Here is a 16,683-nt window from a genome sequence, read left to right as displayed (position 1 = left end):
GGCCGTGAGTGACTGACCTAACAAGTTCCGTTTCATGGCAGGCTCCCGAATGTAGCTATATGTAGAAATTATAGATCCACATGGGTTATGCCGTACTGCTTATACATAAACTACCGGCACAATCGCTATTTAATTCTATGCAGCGTGATATTAATGAATTCATTTCCCTGTTGCAGGGTATTGTCATCGATAATTTTCCAGGCTTGTTCTTCACCATCATTTTTGAAAACCAGGTAACGCTGACCATTTTCAGACTTGCGCACCAGAATCTCTTCAAACGGGGTACGCTGCCCTTCAGACTCGATATAATCGCTACCGATAATAATGTTCTGCGTTCCTATCAGCTCGGAAAATGCGTTAAGCATCTCATTACCCGATCCCGCCCTGGTCTGGTACTCGCCCTCAAACCCATGATCACATGCCGAGAGCAGGCCAACACACAACGCCAGGACGGCATATTTTATCAATCTCATAACTGACCTTATTGGTGATTGGTTATCGATAAAAACCGCACGAATAATAAGATGTTAGCGCCACTTTTTCAGCCACATTTTAAGCGGATAAAAAAGTTGCCCCCAAAAACGTCGGGGCAAAGGACTGGTTGTGCCATACTCCGCCGGCCAATGAGCACCGGGCATGTGGTAAGTGCCAAATAATTTGTCGAACAATAGGGTATGAGCCGAATAATTGGTGTCCAGAGCCGGGCGCTCCGAGCTATGGTGCCAATGATGAAATTGCGGCGTGACCAGCACATATTTCAACCAGCCAAACGGCAACCCGGTATTACAGTGAATAAGCACCGCTTGCAGCGCCGCAAATACCACATACATATTGAGCGCGGCCTCACTGGCCCCCAGCAAATACAAAGGCACCATTACCATGGCACGCTCCGAAAATACCTGAATAAAATGCCCTCGTGACCCGGCCAGCCAGTCTAGCTGCTCTACCGAGTGATGCACCGCATGAATGGGCCATAACGCTCTCACTTCATGATATAAACGGTGCTCCCAGTACAAGACAAAATCGGCACATAACACGATCAGCACAAACTGCACCAGCACCGGGACCGACTGCACCGCAGCATGCAGCGCCGGGCTCAACGCCCAGTCAAAATGGGCTGCGTGATAGTTCCCGTAGATCAAAATAGCGGAAATCGCGAGGTGGTTGATACAAAAATACAGCAAGTCCAGCCCCCACTCGGCCCGCAAGATCACTTGTTCTTTATACCTGGGCAGCAGTTTTTCCAGAGCCATGAAAATAAACACCGAGCCAAGCAATGCCAGAATCAGCCAGTCGACTCCCAGCGACAACCGCATCGGCTCAACCGGCCCCACCGGAATCGAATAGCCCCCCAGCGCAAAGGCCAGCAAAGTCAGACTTATGCCCGCCAGCCCCAAACGTTTGTAGCCGTTTAAAATGAAGGTCAGCACCCCGAAGAACAACGAAAAGTACATACCGTACTTGAGCACAACCTGCAGCGTTTCTGCATTGTAAAGCTGGCGTAATTCAATGGTGGTGAGATAGGCCGGATAGCGATAAGCCAACACCGCCAGCAGACTTAATGCTCCCAGTAACAAGGCACAGTACCCACTGATTTTCCCCTCGCCCAACCGGAACTCTTTTTGGCTATCCAGCGTCACTTTGCGTCGCTGATAGATATGTTTTTTATCCACTTTGATCCTTTCGATATTGGTCTGATGTCACAACTTGATAAAAAATTATTTGTTAAATCAATCGCCTTGGCGCCCTCAACAATACTCGTTAAAAAGCCGCGACGCTCAGGCGTGACGGCTTTATCCCTACAATACCATGCTTGCTCAAGCTGCCATATTCTTACCCTGACCGTGCAAAGATAAAACAAAAATAAAGTACAGCCATCACCCATTTGAGCCAGTGAATTATCTTGTGAACTAATTTGACATTTATCGGTCGCCTCGCTACACCTAGATAGTGATTTGAATGGAACAGCATGGATATGTCTGATTTACCATTAGTCACGGCAACTGGCTAATTCAATCTGTTGTGCACCAAAATTTTACTATGTGAATCTGTCTAGTCGACTCGTCGACACAAGGAGTTTTTCATGAAAACGTTCAAGAAAATTTCAATTGCACTTTGTGCCAGCGCCATTATGATTCCCGCCCTCGCTCAGGCTCAGGGTATGCATGCTCAAGGTTACGGTCCAAAAATGGGTGACCGTGAGTTTTCTCTTAGTGGTTCCGGTAGCAGCGACAAGAATTTTGACAGCGGCGGCTTTGGTCTGTCCGGTGATATGGGTTGGTACCTGAGTGACCGTACCGTGGCAGGTGTGCGCCAGAATGTAACCTGGGGCTCTGTAGATAACGGCGACGATATCTGGCGTGGTGCAACCAAAGGCTTTATCGATTATCACTTTGGTCATAATCAGGTACGTCCGTTTGTAGGTGCCACTCTGGGTGCCATTTACGGTGATGGCGTGAAAGAAACCGGTACCGCCGGCCTGGAACTGGGTATGAAGTATTACGTACTGCCGAGTACCTTCGTTCAGGCTCGTGCCGAATATAGCTTCTTGTTTGACAGCAGCAATAGCGCCGGTGATAACTACGACAACGGTAGCTGGGACTATGTAGTCGGTATGGGTTACAACTTCTAACCAATCACCCATTACCCTGTAAACATAAAAGCAGCCAGCCCCCACGGGCTGGCTGCTTGTTTTTTGCTATTTGATGATTAGTTCGTCCCGCCTATCTTCGCTGGCACCTTCATGCCAAATCAATCACAGCAACCTCACGGCAAACAACAAGAATGTGATGATGATCAAAGATGCTATGGCAGGCGTCATCATTTATCCTGCTCATATATGGCATAGATAATACGGAAGCATTGATGACGAAAAGAATTTTAATGTCCTGGAGCAGTGGCAAAGACAGTGCCTGGGCACTGCAGCAGCTACTGCAAAATCCGGAGTTTGAAGTGGTCGGGCTGTTTACTACCGTCAGTGAAGAATTTGATCGGGTGGCCATGCATGGCGTGCGGGTCGAACTTTTACGCGCGCAAGCCGCCGCCATCGGTTTGCCATTAGATATCATTACCCTGCCTTCGCCCTGTACAAACGAGCTGTACAACCAGCGTATGGGGACATTTATCAACGACGCCAAGGCCCGGGGCATTATCGGCATGGCCTTTGGCGATTTGTTATTGGAAGATGTACGACAGTATCGAGAAAATCAGCTTAAAGACGCAGACATGACCGCGATTTTTCCCATTTGGGGTACGGACACTCACGCCCTGCCCCATGCCATGTTTGATGCAGGTTTGCGTGCCCTGATCACCTGTTTGGACCCTAACAAGGTACCGGCTGATTTTGCCGGTCAGGAGCTGACCGGCGAGCTGTTAGCCGCCTTGCCCGACAGCACGGACCCCTGTGGAGAGAACGGCGAGTTTCATACCTTTGTGTTCGACGGTCCCTTATTCAAAAAATCACTGAATATTAAGGTGGGCGAGCAAGTGCAACGGGATGGCTTGGTGTTTGCCGATGTATTACTGGCCGATACTCCCTGATCCACCGCAAAGCCCTTCAACAAAGGGCTTTTATAACCGGCCGGTAAGAAGCAACACCCAGTAAAAAGACGTTTTTTGTCTTTGGAGTGACGATGTTTTTCACCATTTACCGGCGGCATCAACGTCACCGCTTACAGCCGGGGTGAGGCGTGTTAAGGTAATTCATTATCTACCGCCAGAACGAGCGCAAATGACCAGCACAATCACCAAGTCTGCAGACAATCATAAAACGGGGTTAGTGCCGCTGAGCTGTTTATTGTTTGGCGGTGCACTACTGGGCTTGTCTACCAATCTGGCCAAGCTTGCCGGTGAGATACAATTATCGCCTCTGGCCTTTTTATACTGGTCGATTAGCGGGGCCGCCGTTATTTTACTGGCACTGGCCGGACTACGGCGAACATGGCCACCCATTACGCGACACACCCTGGAATATTATATGGTGTCTGCCCTGGTCGGCGTGGCAGGATCCAACCTGATTTTCTTCTCTGCCGTGCCTCATGTTGGTGCCGGCTTTGTAGCGCTGATTATATCGCTGCCCCCATTGCTCACCTACATAGGGGCGCTCGCGCTGGGCATAGAGAAATTCAAGGTAGCCAGAGCAACCGGTGTTGCGGCAGCCCTGGCCGGTGCCGGTGTGCTGGCGGCCAACAAACTGGCGGCCCCCAATGCCGATATCTTCTGGGTCCTCATCGCGCTGCTGGGCCCGGTGTTGCTGGCCATTGGCAATATTTACCGCACCTTACGCTGGCCTGCGGGTGTGTCTGCCGATGCACTGGCTCCGGGCATGCTGGTTGCCGCCGCTATGATGTTATTTTGCACGGGCCTGCTGCCGAATTTTTCCCTCGAAGTGCCTACCGCTCAACCCTTGCCATGGTTGCTAATTGGTGCCCAGTCGCTGGTATTCGCAGGACAGTTTTTGTTGCTGTTTATTCTGCAAAAAACCGGTGGCCCTGTGATGCTCAGTCTGCTGGGTGCCGTGGGTGCCGTCGTCGGTGTGCCGGTGGCGGTATTTTTGCAGGGCGAAACGCCACCTCAGGGATTATTGGCAGGCGCTCTGCTGATCGGCACCGGCGTGGCGTTGGTGACGCTTGGCAAGAGCAAAAAATAGGCTTGGGGCCAACTCAACCAGCACAATATTTCGCAAACGTTATAACCTGGTGGCGTTGCCATAGCCCAGCTCACCGGCTTTCGGTTGCAGCTGATGGTCTTTCAATCGCCAGCTGAACGTCTGTGCAGCCGTCTCGCCGGCCACTTGCAGCGTCAGCGTTAAGCGATTTCCACGCAGGCTGGCGGCTTCCACCACAACCGGCTCCTCGTTCAGCCAGGCCTTGGCGCTCAACTGCTGAAACGTCTGGGTTAGCGCCACACTAAAATGTTGCTGCTCACCGGCTTGCCATTGCCACACACCGGCCACGTTTGCGGGTACAATCCACTTGTAAATATGTGCGCCGGCGGCATAACTGCGATCATCAGGCAACCAATCGCCCATATCAAACGAATGAGAAATAACCCGCGTACCCGGCTTGAGTTCAGTTAACAGCCGCGGCCGTAACAGCAGATTAATGCTTTGCAGCAAATACAGGGTTACAACCGTTGCCTGGCTAATATCCACCGTAAAAAAATCATCTTCAATAAATTCAACCAGGTGATCCATGCCCATAGCGTCGGCAAACTCGCGGGCTTCTTCCAGGCGAGGTGGATCCATATCAACCCCCACAGCACGTGCTTCTCGCCCCATGGCGGCAGCCACTACAATACGACCATCGCCGCAGCCCAAATCATAAAGCACGTCTTGCGCCGTTACCCGCGCCAAATCGAGCATGCTTTCGACTATGACTTCGTCGGTGGGCACAAAAGGAACGTTAAGATCCGGGTTAAACTCAACGCCTTCGCCAATAATAAACTCGCTATACACACTCGACTCCTGATGGTGCTAATGAATGCTGATCGGCGTACATACTAGCACGGCGGCTTCTGTAACTGTGTCATTCCATAGGCAACAGAAAGACACAAAAAAAGGGAGGCATGAGCAGTGACCCTCACGCCTCCCCGACAATTTACGGGTAAATGCTGCTTACACCTTAAATTGCGTCACCAGACTGCGTAAATGCTCGGCTCGGTTCTGCAATAGAGTAATGGCTTCAAGCTGCTGCTCGGCATTATGGTGAATACTGGCGGCACTGTCAGAAATCAGATGAGCCGACTCATTAATATGCTCGGCAACGGCGCCTTGCTCTTCGGTGGCGGCCGCTACCTGGTGGTTGCCCGAACTAATGGCTTCAAACTTCTGCTTGATGCTCATCAATGCCGCCGCAGACTGCTCGGTGTTGTCTGCCACCTGCTGACTGCTGGCCGTGCCCTGGCGAATCGCTTTGGTGGACTGCTCCGCCGTTGATTGCAACTGGGCAATTTGATCACGAATTTCCAACGTCGACTCCTGAGTACGCTTGGCAAGATTACGTACTTCATCGGCCACGACGGCAAATCCCCGACCTTGCTCACCGGCGCGGGCAGCTTCAATGGCCGCATTCAGGGCCAACAGATTGGTTTGCTCGGAAATGGCATTAATCACTTCCACCACAGAGTTGATGGCCGCCGCCTGACTGGCAAAGTCGACTATGGTCTTTTCGATGTCGCTCATCACCACATTCAACTCTTGCATGGTTTGTGAGGTTAACGCCATATTGTCGTTGGTGGTGTGGGTATCCTGTACCGCGCTTTCGGTGTCCTGGGCGGTACGATGCGCAATGCTCGACACCTCGGTAATGGTTTGTCCCATTTCGGTAATGGCTGTCGCAACCTGATCGGTCTGCCCGCGCTGCATGTCGGTAGAAGTGAAGGTGTCGTTGGCCAACTGTGCCAGCTGCTCTATGCCGGTTTTCATTGCGGTTTCGGTGTTTTGTATTTCTGCCACCAGCTCGCGAATCTTGCCGATAATGGCGTTGAAGCCTTTGGCCAAATGCCCTAGTTCATTGTCATGACTCTCGTCCAGACGCGTGGTCAAATCGCCACCATTACCGGACATACTCAGGAGATCATCACCCACTCGGCGAATAGACTTGCTTAGCGAATTGGCAAATACCACTGTCAGCGCAATAAACACCAGGGTCAAGAGTATGCTCACCAGTACCGAAAATGAAATAACGTCGTTGATGGCACCGCTTATTTCAGCCGAGGGCAGCACCGCCACCAATTTCAGGCCGGTGTCGCGCACGTCTTGCACCGCCAGGTATACATCCTGATTTTCCAGTTGTGTTCTTTCAAAAGAAAAGCCGGATTGTTGCTGTTTCAACAAGTCATTTACCGGCTGGTATTTTTCAATATCATTGACATTCTGTCGCGTCAGAGACAAATCGGGATGAACCGCTACCATGCCGTTTTGATCGACCAGAAACATAAAGCCATTATCGCCAAGCTTGTAATTCGATATCAAATCAACCACCGAAGATACGTCGTATCCCAGGCCGGCCGCGCCCACCCGTTCGCCACCAATGGATATCAGGGTATTCACAAACAGGGTTAATTTACCCGTGCGCTCATCGGGATCGATAGACAACACCTGTTTGGCATTACCCTTGATGAAGTTGAAATACCAGCTGTCCAATGGATCCCTTGTTGATATGTTTTTAAAAAATCCGGCGTCGGTATAATAGGTGTTAGTCAAGCCAGACACCCAAAACAAGGTGGAAGCTCCGGCATTCGCTCTTTGCTGTTTAAAATAATTTAGCACTTGCTGATGCTGTGGGGCGCTATTTTCACCTTGTTTCATCCAGTTATGCAGCATGCTGTTGTTTGACATGTCGTCGGATAAAATAATGGCGGGCATCAATTCGGCGCGTACTTGTTCGGCGATAAGGCCTACACTATTTGGCAGATATTCTTTTTCTGTTTGTCCGTAATACAAACCAGAAAATTGATTGATATTAATAACGGTAGATACTGACGTCAGTAGTGCCAACGCAAGCGCGACAAAGGCAATAAAAACGGTACGCAATTTAAATGTGTGCATGGCTGCTCCGGTGGCCAAAATGCTTACTGTAAACGCAAAAAATCAACTCCATCTGTCCCTTTCACGCCTCCATAATCGTCCTTGCCGCCCCTCAGGCTCAACCTGGCCGAACCAGGATGATGGCTCGCAGGCAAAAAACAGGCAGTACCGTTTATCGACCGGCGGGTCAGAAAGTTTAACTAAAAATTAATCATTTTTCTCTTTGCGGTCAAAAAACGTATAGCCTTTTTGATTCAGGCGGTTAGCCAGGGTACGGAACCGTGCCCGGCCACGGGTTCACCTCAAACTGCCCTACCGCTGCTCACAACAGCACATGCTTGTCTTCTCCCTTTGGTATGCACAAGCCCAGCATGACCATCGCAGGAGATCAGTACATGCTCACCTCGTCCGATAGGCCCTTTTATCGGTTGCCGCTTGCCATAAATCACGGGATTTTTGCTGATTTTAATGTGTTAACTCAGTAGAATGCGCAGCGGCATCCATTGACTTGGGCTATGAAGCAAATTAGCCCCTGTTGAAGATAGCTAGCCATCGCTTGTTAAAAACGCGATGGACATAATATTAGAGGTGTTTGAGGGCGTTCATATTAATGGGCCTTCTCAGGCAAAAGTCGTATACACAGCACCAAATCGGTGTTGTGAGCAATTTTAAGATATTAATTATGTTAGTTGTAGCAGCATTAGGCGGCAATGCCTTGCAACAGCGCGGTCAGCCGTTAACGGCACAAGTACAGCGCGAAAATGTCAAAGTAGCCGCAGGCGCTTTGGCCGAAATTGTAAAAGCAGGACACCAGTTGGTGATTACCCATGGCAATGGTCCGCAGGTGGGTCTATTGGCCTTGCAAGCAGCAGCTTACAATCCTGGTGAAACCTACCCACTGGATGTGCTTGGTGCACAAACAGCGGGCATGATTGGCTATTTGGTAGAGCAAGAGCTGGAAAATGCCCTGCAGAGTGACTGTCCGATTGCCACCTTGCTGACGCAAGTGCTGGTAGATCGCAACGATCCTGCATTTCAAACGCCCACCAAGTTTATTGGTCCGGTATACAGCCAGCATGAGGCTGAAGCCCGAGCGGCAGAGGGTGGCTGGCACATTGCTCAGGACGGTGATAAATGGCGCCGTGTGGTGGCTTCCCCCCAACCGCTGGACATTCCTGATCTGCAGGTCATTCAGCTGTTGGTGAAACAAAATGTGGTGGTGATCTGTAACGGTGGCGGGGGTATTCCGGTAATAAGAGACGCCAATAACTGCTTGCAAGGTATAGAGGCAGTGATTGATAAGGATCTCTCAAGTGCATTTTTGGCCAAGCAACTCGGCGCTGATGCACTGTTACTGTTAACCGATGTAGAAGCGGTATACCACGGTTTTGGCACTCCAGAGGCGAAACCGCTGAGTACCTTGACCGTAGCCGAAAGCCATGCCTTGAATCTGCCAGCAGGCTCCATGGGGCCAAAAATCACGGCGGCGTGTAACTTTGCCGAGTCAGGTGGTTTCAGTGCCATTGGTCGTTTGTCTGAAGCACTGTCATTGCTGGCAGGCGATGCGGGTACCCATATTGTTAGCGAGCATGCCGAACCAGCGGTAAAAGTATCGGATTAATCAATGCTGAACATCGGTATTAAAATATTGGCGACGGATAGCCTGATTCTGCTGCGCTATCCGTCGCCAATTCATTGCTCTATGTCGTGATTTTTTATTGTGTTCGAACTCTCGCTTCGCAATTCGAATGGCCCGGCCAGCGCCAAAATAATCAGAGTCAGCATAGTCCCCAGCACAGCAACGCCCAAGTTACCCACGCCCACCGCCACACCAATTGCTGCCGTCATCCACACACCGGCCGCCGTCGTCAGGCCTTTAATGGCTTTTTGATTATCGAGTTTCAAGATAGTACCGGCCCCAATAAAACCAATACCGGTAACAATCCCCTGAATCACGCGTGACTGCGCATCTAACGTCATGCCCACCCCCGAGCAGGCTAGAATAAACACCGCCGTACCCAGACACACCAGAATATGGGTGCGTAGCCCTGCCGGTTTACCGGCTTTTTCTCGTTGCATACCAATAATGGCGCCCAACACGGCAGCTGCCAGCAAGCGGATAACGATGTGTGCCAACTCCCGCTCACTCGGTATGCCATAGATCAATGCTTCCCAGAGTATATCCATGAAGACCGCCTATAAATAATTGCCTGAAATGTCTTTTATTAAGACGATAACGCGAAAAATCCATCATTTAACGCATGGCCGCTCCCCTGTTATCCCGGATTGTTATCACAAATTGTTGCCCCGGATTTTTCGCTTGATGTTACCGTTTTCGGCTCGCTATATAGCAAACGTCGCCTGCTGCCATTCATGAATAAGCTGCGCCATCAAAGCCTTTGCCGGTAACTCGCGGGCCAGCGGTGCCCCTTGCCCCGCCCAGTATGGCGCAAAATCATGACACCCCTGCCGACTGGCCACAGCATGCAGGGCTTTGGCAGCACTGTACGCCATAGGATAACCAGGCAGGCTGGCATGGTACTCGCCAAGCTCCTGGTGCATACGGTTGCTCAGGCCCCGCGCCGGACGACCGGAAATAACCGATGTTACGCCGGTATCATAAGCCATGGTACTGCGTAATTGCGTACGGTAGGCGGCATCGGCGGCCGACTCGGGACACAGAATAAATGCCGTGCCCAGCTGCGCGGCACTGGCCCCCATCTGCAATACCTGTGCAATCGCCTGTCCGTGCATAATGCCGCCAGCGGCAATTACCGGCAGTGGGCATTGGTGGTGCAGCAGCTGCAACAAGCCAAATAATCCCAGCTTCTTGTCCTGCTCTGGTACAAACACCCCGCGGTGGCCACCGGCCTCATACCCCTGAGCAATAACACCGTCCAGCCCGGCGGCCACTATGGCGCGGGCTTCTGCCAGCGTCGTGGCGCAGCCCAGCAAGACAATACCCGCCTGTTGCAGCGCATCAATGAACGCCGGGCCTGGCAGCCCAAAATGAAAACTGACTACCGGTGGTCTCTCGGCCAACAACATGCTCAACATATCGTGATTATCAACAAAGCTGGCGTAAGCGGGCGTTATACTGTCGGGCGGGTTTGCCGATAACTCGGCAAAGTACGGTTGCAGCACATCCAGCCATTGCCGATTTTGCCGGGCATCATCGGGTAGGGTCTGGTGGCAGAAAAAGTTAACGTTGAACGGCTTGGCGGTAGCAAGCTTGAGCGCTTTTATCTGCAGACTGGCCTGTTCGACACTGCTGCTGCCCAGGCCTAGTGAACCTAGCCCCCCAGCATTGCACACGGCCGCCGCCAGCGCCACCGTAGAGGTTCCCGCCATCGGCGCCTGAATAATCGGATACTGAATACCAAGCTGAGCTAACAGCGCGTCTGACATGACAGCCTTCCTTTGCTTTATTGTTACTCAGGTTTGATTTTACTCAACACATCAACCAGACGATATTCATACAAGCTGGCATCGGCAGGCACATTGCTGGGTGAAAACCGTTGACGCTGTTCTATTTTTAGCTGGTATTCATAACCCGGCTCGAAGTCAAACCCCTGAATACGATCATAAAAAAACGCGTCGTCTACTATCAGACATTTCATGGGCCCAACTCCCACACAATCTACGGTTTGCGGGCCCACCGTTACCGTTTTCACCGTTGTCGATGCATCCACTTTCTGCGTGTCTTGCGGGGCATTAGCGGTACAGGCCGTTAATGTCATCAACAAGAACGCACTTATGGCCTGTTTCATCAATCATGATTCCTTAAGCTTGCCCTATTCATCTTCTGGTTCACCCTGAGGGTCGGCGTTAAAGAAAATGGCCAGCCATACGGTGAGCTCATTTTCTCGGGTGTAACTGACCTTATGTGGGCAATGGGCAGGAATATGCAGAAAGCTGCCTGCGTGCAACGTGACCTCACGACCATCGGCAAACGCCAGCGTCCCCTCCCCTTGCAGCACCATTACCCATTCATCTTCGTGTTGATCATACCAACCGGTTTTGGGCGAACAGTGCCCTTGAGACACAATACGCTCGATACGTACCTGCGGGGTATTGAGCAAGTCCAGAACATGCTCATTGGTCAAATCGGCAGGCAGATTCTCAAATACATTATTCATCGTTTACCAGTATCTGCAGCTGTATTGGCCAGGCCCGCATCAAAAGACACCTTAGCCGAAATGGTTAAAACACAGTTTATTGCCATCGACATCTCGCACATAGGCACCATAAAACCGATCGGCGATACGTTGACCGGGAGCACCCTCGCAGGTGGCTCCCAAGGCGATGGCTTTATGGTACATGGCATCAACCGCGGCTTTGCTGCCCGGGGCAAAGGCCACCATATTGCCGTTGCCGGGTTGCGCAGGCTGTTTGTTGAAGGGAATGCACACCGCCAGCATGGGCTGCTCCATGGTTTCGCCGATAAAACAGATACGGCCCATGTCCATCAAAAGCTTGCCGCCCATTTCGGCCAGTAACTCGCCATAGAAGGTTTTGGCTGCTGTTAAATCACTCACACCTAACGTCACGTAACTGATCATCTTTTGCTCCCGTCAAAATAAGAATTCTCTGGCATGTTACACCCGCTAAAGCCATTTAACACGCCCCGGATTTCCCAGAAGAGTGCCGTATTACAACTTCCCTAATGCACCAAAAACAAACAACGCATGAACATTACATTAACAACTTGACTCATCTGAATATACACTACACTCTTTTGTCAGCGTTAATCATTGTCCTCGTTACAAGGAGAGTTGAGCATGAAAATGGACTTAGCGCCCGCAGTTACTGCGGCTCTGCTGTTTACTGCCTTTCATTTACAGGCCGCCCCCGCCGTTAGTTCCGGCCATGGCGGTGCCGTGGCCACCGTATCGGAGCAGGCCAGCCAAGCCGCTTTGCAGATACTCGACCAGGGTGGCAATGCCATCGATGCGGCGGTAGCGGCGGCGGCGACACTGGGAGTGACAGACCCCTTTAGCTGCGGCGTGGGCGGAGGCGGCTTTATGCTGATCTATTCCGCAGCCGACGACAAAGTGATCAGCATCGATCACCGAGAAACGGCTCCCGCCTATTTCAGCCCGGAGGTATTCAAGCAAGATGGCGTGGCCATGGAGTGGCAAGACGTTGTGCCCACCGGCATCTCCGTGGGCGTGCCCGGCACCGTGCTGGGCTGGCAGGAAGCCCTGACCCGTTATGGCACCATGAATTTTGAGCAGCTACTGGCGCCCGCCATCAAGGTGGCGGAAGACGGCTTTATGCTGGGTGAAAACTTTAACCGCATCAGCACCATAAACGAGGGCAAATTCTCTCGTTTTAGCAGCGCAAGTCAGCTGTACCTGAAAGATGGCAAGGCGCTCCCCGTTGGCACCCATTTCCGTAACCCCGATCTGGCCAACACCTACCGCGAGATTGCCGCCGGTGGTGCCAGGGCGTTTTACGAAGGCGACATTGCCAAGGACATCGTGGCAGCAGTCAATCAACCTCCAGTGACTAGCGGTACCCGGGTACTTACGGGCAGCATGGCCCTAAGTGACCTGAAAGACTACGAAGTGCGCGTTCGCCAGCCCATTCACTCTACCTATCGCGGTTTTGATGTATACGGCATGGCACCGCCTTCCAGCGGCGGTATTGCCATTGCTCAGGCGCTGAACCTGCTGGAAACCTTTGATTTATCGACAATGTCGCGGGCTGAAGTCGAGCATTTGTACCTGGAGGCCTCCCGCCTGGCGTTTGCCGATCGCAACGCCTACGTGGCAGACAGTGAATTCACCGATGTGCCGGTGGCGGGCCTGCTGTCTAAAGACTACGCCAAAGAACGCGCCAAGCTGATGGGTGAAAAAGCCTCCGCCAAACGCGAGCCAGGCGATCCTTTCCTGTATCAGGATGATCCTTCTGTGCCCCTGCGCCCGAGTAACGCCACTCTTGGCCAGGAGTCGACCCATACCACGCATTTGGCCGTATCGGATCGCGAAGGCAACGTGGTGGCCTATACCTTTACCATTGAGGACTGGGGTGGCAGCGGTATAGTGGTGCCAGGCCGCGGTTTTCTGCTTAACAACGAACTCACCGACTTCGACTTTAGCGCACCCCACCCCAACGTGGCAGAAGCCTACAAGCGCCCTCGTTCCAGCATGAGCCCCACCATAGTGCTGCAAGACGGCAAACCGGCCTTCACCATTGGCTCACCCGGCGGGTCCACTATTATCACCACCGTATTGCAGACCCTGGTCAACCACATCGACCTGGGAATGTCACTGCCCGACGCGGTAAACGCGCCGCGCATGAGTCAGCGTAACGGTGATACCACCCTGGTAGAAACCCTGCTCGAGTTCCCCGGCAGTGATCAGGCCAGCGCACTCGAGGCGTTAGGCCATCGCCTTGCCGAAACCGACCAAATAGGGGCCGCCAACGGTATTATATTCAATGACGATGGCACAGTGACCGCCGTAAGTGAATCCAAACGCCACGGCGTGGGCACGGCCCTTGTTCAACAGCAATAAGTCAAAAACAGTAAGCTTATAAACAGTTATGCATGATGAAAAAGGGGCAGCCAATTGGCTGCCCCTTTCTTTAGGTATTTTTGTTAACTCGGTCGACTTAAACGCCGGAACATGATGAAGACAGCGCACTCAGTCCTTGCCAGTCTTCTAAATCCTGCGCAGGTTTTTCGGCACGAAAACGAGCATAAAGCGCAATGCCTTGCTGATCTTCCAGAATATCAACCTTGACGCCTTTTTCTTGCAACAGCCCTTCCGTGCCAGACGCATTGGTAATATCGCCGACCACCACGCGGCTAAACCCCCGCATGTACAGCAGCGTCGCACACACGGCACAGGGGCTCAAACTGGTATAAATAGTGGTGTCACCAAAATCAATCCGGCCTGCATCTTTAATGGCCGCGGTTTCACCGTGATTATAAGGGTCGCCTTCCTGAACCAGCGTATTGTGTCCCTTGCCGACGATTTTTCCGGTCGAGTTGCTCACTATCACCGCCCCTATGGGACAACCTCCTTCGTCGTAGCTCTTTTGCGCCAGCAGCACCGCAATGCGCATAAAGTCAGAGTCGGTTAACCCCAAGGCAAAATCATTATCCATTAACACCGACAAGCTCTTGGTTGGCATATGGGCAATGGCCGTTAATGCAGACGCCGTTTTTGCTGCCTGTTTATCCAGAATTGCGTTCATGTTGTGATCCTTCAGCTTGTCTGAGTCAGTATAAGCGCCGCCACTGAGTGAATATGTAACGTATTGAGACCGGCAACGCCTTACAGGCTCAGGCGCCTTCCTCGGCATCACGAATTCGCTCTCTTCGCTCGTACTCTTCTTCCATCGCCGCGTTGATTTCTTCCAGTACCGAGCCTACATCTGCGCTGTTGCTGTCATCTTCAAACTCGCCGGTGAGCGTGGAGTTCGGGGTTAAGTTGCCTTCCTCGAACAGCGCCCACATTTCTTTGGCATATTGGGTCTTGAGCAACGCAGGGGCAAACTCACCGTAGTAACGACGCATATTGTTCACGTCTCTGGCAAACATGGCTTGTGCACTATTGTTGGCGGCGGCGTTCACCGCTTGCGGCAGGTCGATGATCACGGGGCCATAATCATCAACCAAGACGTTGAATTCGGATAAATCACCGTGCACGATACCCGCACACAGCATCAGCATGATGTAGCGCATCATCAGCGTATGGTCTTCCATGGCATGCTCTTGCGACATTGTCACCTCACCCAATTGTGGTGCAACATTGCCGGCCCCATCGCTGACCAATTCCATTAACAAAACGCCATCTACGCAACCAAAGGTTTCGGGTACGCGCACCCCTGCCGCAGCTAAACGGGCAAGTGCATCAATTTCGGCATTTTGCCAAATTTCTTCCTGTTGCTGACGACCGTATTTTGACCCTTTCTCCATGGCGCGAGCTTGACGGCCGCTGCGAACTTTTCGCCCTTCCTGATATTGTGCCGCTTTTTTAAAGCTGCGTTTCATCGCGTCTTTATAGACTTTGGCGCAGCGAATATGCTCACCACAACGGACCACAAAAACATCGGCTTCTTTACCGCTCATGAGTCGGCTGATCACTTCATCGATTAAACCGTCATCGACAAGAGGTTGTAGGCGTTTGGGTATTTTCACTGGCTGTCTACTAAGTTGGGGCGACTATCAAACATCATATTATTGAGTAGGCTCTGTTGGTGTATTGGTATCAAGCAGGATAACACGGTTAAAGACAAGGGCGACGATTGCCCCATAAAAGAACGGGCGCTTATTGTCGCCGGCAAACACAATAGGCTCACGGTAAAACCCGCCTTTGACTCCATGGATTTGCTCGCAAATATGCACCACATATCAATGGGTCCATACGCAAGACGCAGATGTTACAGCAAACGTGTTAAAACGGACACGGGCATTGCCCATGAAAGGGTTCACCCCGGCTGGGATGCTCAAAATACACGTCACTGGCGTGCAATAGCAAGCGCTCAGCCTTCTGTTCACTCTGCTCACTACCATACAGATCACAGCCCAGAATGGGATGCCCCATGGCCAGACTGTGGATCCGCAGTTGATGTGTACGGCCCGTCAGCGGCGTAAACTGCACCAGAGTGCGGCGCGGTTGTGCTAAACGCTGCAACACCTTGTATTCACTCAAGGCCGCCTTGCCGGTATCGGGACAGATTTTTACCCGGGGAAACAGGTTTTTATCTTTCGCGATAGGCTCGCTGATNCACGATCTCCCAGTTCAGGCACGCTTATCAATATGAATAAAAAACACACCACACCGACGGTGCCGCCCCTGACGCTGGAACAAGCGCACGAGCTGATTTTCAAGCTCATGGAGCGTATTTCCGAGCTGGAAGACCGCCTCAATCAGAACAGCGGCAACTCTTCAAAGCCCCCGTCCAGCAATGGACCAGGAGGGGCACCGCCGGCTCGTCCACGCAAACGTTCCGGCAAGCAGCGCGGCGCTCAGCCTGGTCATAAAGGCCATCGTCGAGAGCGGCATCCGCAGGATGAACGGGTGACGCTCGCGCCACATTATCCGTCAGACACCTGTACCTGCTGTGGTGGCGATATGCTGGCTCATGCCAAACCACACCGAGTACATCAGGTATTTGATTTACCCGAAGTCAGCTACTTC

Annotated in this window: 18 protein-coding genes; 6 read left to right on the top strand and 12 right to left on the bottom strand. The window is 52.0% G+C overall.

The features are described from left to right. Positions 1–125: 125 nt before the first annotated feature. On the bottom strand, positions 126–473 hold the full coding sequence (locus IEW52_RS14665) for a hypothetical protein (RefSeq protein ID WP_188630828.1): 348 nt from the start codon (positions 471–473) through the stop codon (positions 126–128). Between the two features lie 54 nt (positions 474–527). Further along, positions 528–1,673, bottom strand: a complete 1,146-nt coding sequence (locus tag IEW52_RS14660) for a sterol desaturase family protein (RefSeq protein ID WP_188630827.1) — start codon at positions 1,671–1,673, stop codon at positions 528–530. Between the two features lie 410 nt (positions 1,674–2,083). On the opposite strand from IEW52_RS14660, the gene IEW52_RS14655 reads away from it, so the two are divergent. The 3 genes from IEW52_RS14655 (at position 2,084) to IEW52_RS14645 (ending at position 4,648) form a co-directional block, all read left to right on the top strand. After that, complete coding sequence (locus IEW52_RS14655; protein ID WP_188630826.1) at positions 2,084–2,632, top strand: outer membrane beta-barrel protein; 549 nt, start codon at positions 2,084–2,086, stop codon at positions 2,630–2,632. 233 nt (positions 2,633–2,865) lie between these two features. Beyond that, positions 2,866–3,540: a Dph6-related ATP pyrophosphatase gene (locus IEW52_RS14650; RefSeq protein WP_188630825.1), complete on the top strand. Its 675-nt coding sequence runs from the start codon at positions 2,866–2,868 to the stop codon at positions 3,538–3,540. Positions 3,541–3,730: 190 nt separating this feature from the next. Then, positions 3,731–4,648 (top strand): DMT family transporter, encoded by a 918-nt coding sequence (locus IEW52_RS14645; protein ID WP_188630824.1) that lies wholly within the window; start codon positions 3,731–3,733, stop codon positions 4,646–4,648. Positions 4,649–4,687: 39 nt separating this feature from the next. On the opposite strand, the gene IEW52_RS14640 is transcribed toward IEW52_RS14645, so the two are convergent. Both IEW52_RS14640 and IEW52_RS14635 read right to left on the bottom strand, forming a co-directional pair. Then, a complete protein-coding gene (locus IEW52_RS14640) occupies positions 4,688–5,455 on the bottom strand; it encodes a class I SAM-dependent methyltransferase (RefSeq protein WP_188630823.1) in 768 nt (255 codons plus the stop codon). 159 nt (positions 5,456–5,614) lie between these two features. Then, positions 5,615–7,549, bottom strand: a complete 1,935-nt coding sequence (locus tag IEW52_RS14635; RefSeq protein ID WP_188630822.1) for a methyl-accepting chemotaxis protein — start codon at positions 7,547–7,549, stop codon at positions 5,615–5,617. A 661-nt stretch (positions 7,550–8,210) separates the two neighbouring features. On the opposite strand from IEW52_RS14635, the gene arcC reads away from it, so the two are divergent. Continuing rightward, positions 8,211–9,149, top strand: coding sequence for a carbamate kinase (arcC, locus tag IEW52_RS14630; protein WP_188630821.1), 939 nt, complete (start codon positions 8,211–8,213; stop codon positions 9,147–9,149). A gap of 71 nt (positions 9,150–9,220) precedes the next feature. Here arcC and IEW52_RS14625 read toward each other — a convergent pair whose 3' ends face one another. The 5 genes from IEW52_RS14625 to IEW52_RS14605 form a co-directional block, all read right to left on the bottom strand. Continuing rightward, complete coding sequence (locus tag IEW52_RS14625; protein WP_188630820.1) at positions 9,221–9,715, bottom strand: MgtC/SapB family protein; 495 nt, start codon at positions 9,713–9,715, stop codon at positions 9,221–9,223. Positions 9,716–9,871: 156 nt separating this feature from the next. Next, positions 9,872–10,936, bottom strand: coding sequence for an NAD(P)H-dependent flavin oxidoreductase (locus IEW52_RS14620; RefSeq protein WP_188630819.1), 1,065 nt, complete (start codon positions 10,934–10,936; stop codon positions 9,872–9,874). Between the two features lie 23 nt (positions 10,937–10,959). Next, complete coding sequence (locus IEW52_RS14615) at positions 10,960–11,298, bottom strand: DUF4377 domain-containing protein (protein WP_229667977.1); 339 nt, start codon at positions 11,296–11,298, stop codon at positions 10,960–10,962. Positions 11,299–11,322: 24 nt separating this feature from the next. Next, complete coding sequence (locus IEW52_RS14610) at positions 11,323–11,667, bottom strand: cupin domain-containing protein (RefSeq protein ID WP_188630818.1); 345 nt, start codon at positions 11,665–11,667, stop codon at positions 11,323–11,325. Between the two features lie 51 nt (positions 11,668–11,718). Further along, on the bottom strand, positions 11,719–12,090 hold the full coding sequence (locus IEW52_RS14605; protein ID WP_188630817.1) for a VOC family protein: 372 nt from the start codon (positions 12,088–12,090) through the stop codon (positions 11,719–11,721). Between the two features lie 219 nt (positions 12,091–12,309). On the opposite strand from IEW52_RS14605, the gene ggt reads away from it, so the two are divergent. Next, complete coding sequence (gene ggt, locus IEW52_RS14600; protein WP_229667976.1) at positions 12,310–14,049, top strand: gamma-glutamyltransferase; 1,740 nt, start codon at positions 12,310–12,312, stop codon at positions 14,047–14,049. Positions 14,050–14,146: 97 nt separating this feature from the next. Here the strand turns inward: ggt and IEW52_RS14595 are convergent, their stop codons facing one another. The 3 genes from IEW52_RS14595 to IEW52_RS14585 all read right to left on the bottom strand — a co-directional run bounded on the left by IEW52_RS14595 (position 14,147) and on the right by IEW52_RS14585 (position 16,269). Then, the gene (locus IEW52_RS14595; RefSeq protein ID WP_188630816.1) at positions 14,147–14,734 is read right to left on the bottom strand and encodes a nucleoside deaminase; all 588 of its coding nucleotides are present in this window, start codon (positions 14,732–14,734) and stop codon (positions 14,147–14,149) included. An 88-nt stretch (positions 14,735–14,822) separates the two neighbouring features. Then, entirely contained in the window at positions 14,823–15,680 is an 858-nt protein-coding gene (locus tag IEW52_RS14590) for a PA4780 family RIO1-like protein kinase (protein WP_188630815.1), read from the bottom strand. Between the two features lie 256 nt (positions 15,681–15,936). Continuing rightward, a complete protein-coding gene (locus tag IEW52_RS14585) occupies positions 15,937–16,269 on the bottom strand; it encodes a pseudouridine synthase (protein WP_188630829.1) in 333 nt (110 codons plus the stop codon). A 33-nt stretch (positions 16,270–16,302) separates the two neighbouring features. On the opposite strand from IEW52_RS14585, the gene IEW52_RS14580 reads away from it, so the two are divergent. Next, the coding region (locus IEW52_RS14580) for a DUF6444 domain-containing protein (RefSeq protein WP_229667975.1) at positions 16,303–16,683 on the top strand (381 nt) is incomplete at its 3' end.

Source organism: Oceanisphaera marina (assembly GCF_014643915.1).
In the GTDB taxonomy this organism is placed as follows: domain Bacteria; phylum Pseudomonadota; class Gammaproteobacteria; order Enterobacterales; family Aeromonadaceae; genus Oceanimonas; species Oceanimonas marina.
Note: the sequence above shows the minus strand (reverse complement) of the source record. Positions and strands in the feature narration are given on the sequence as shown.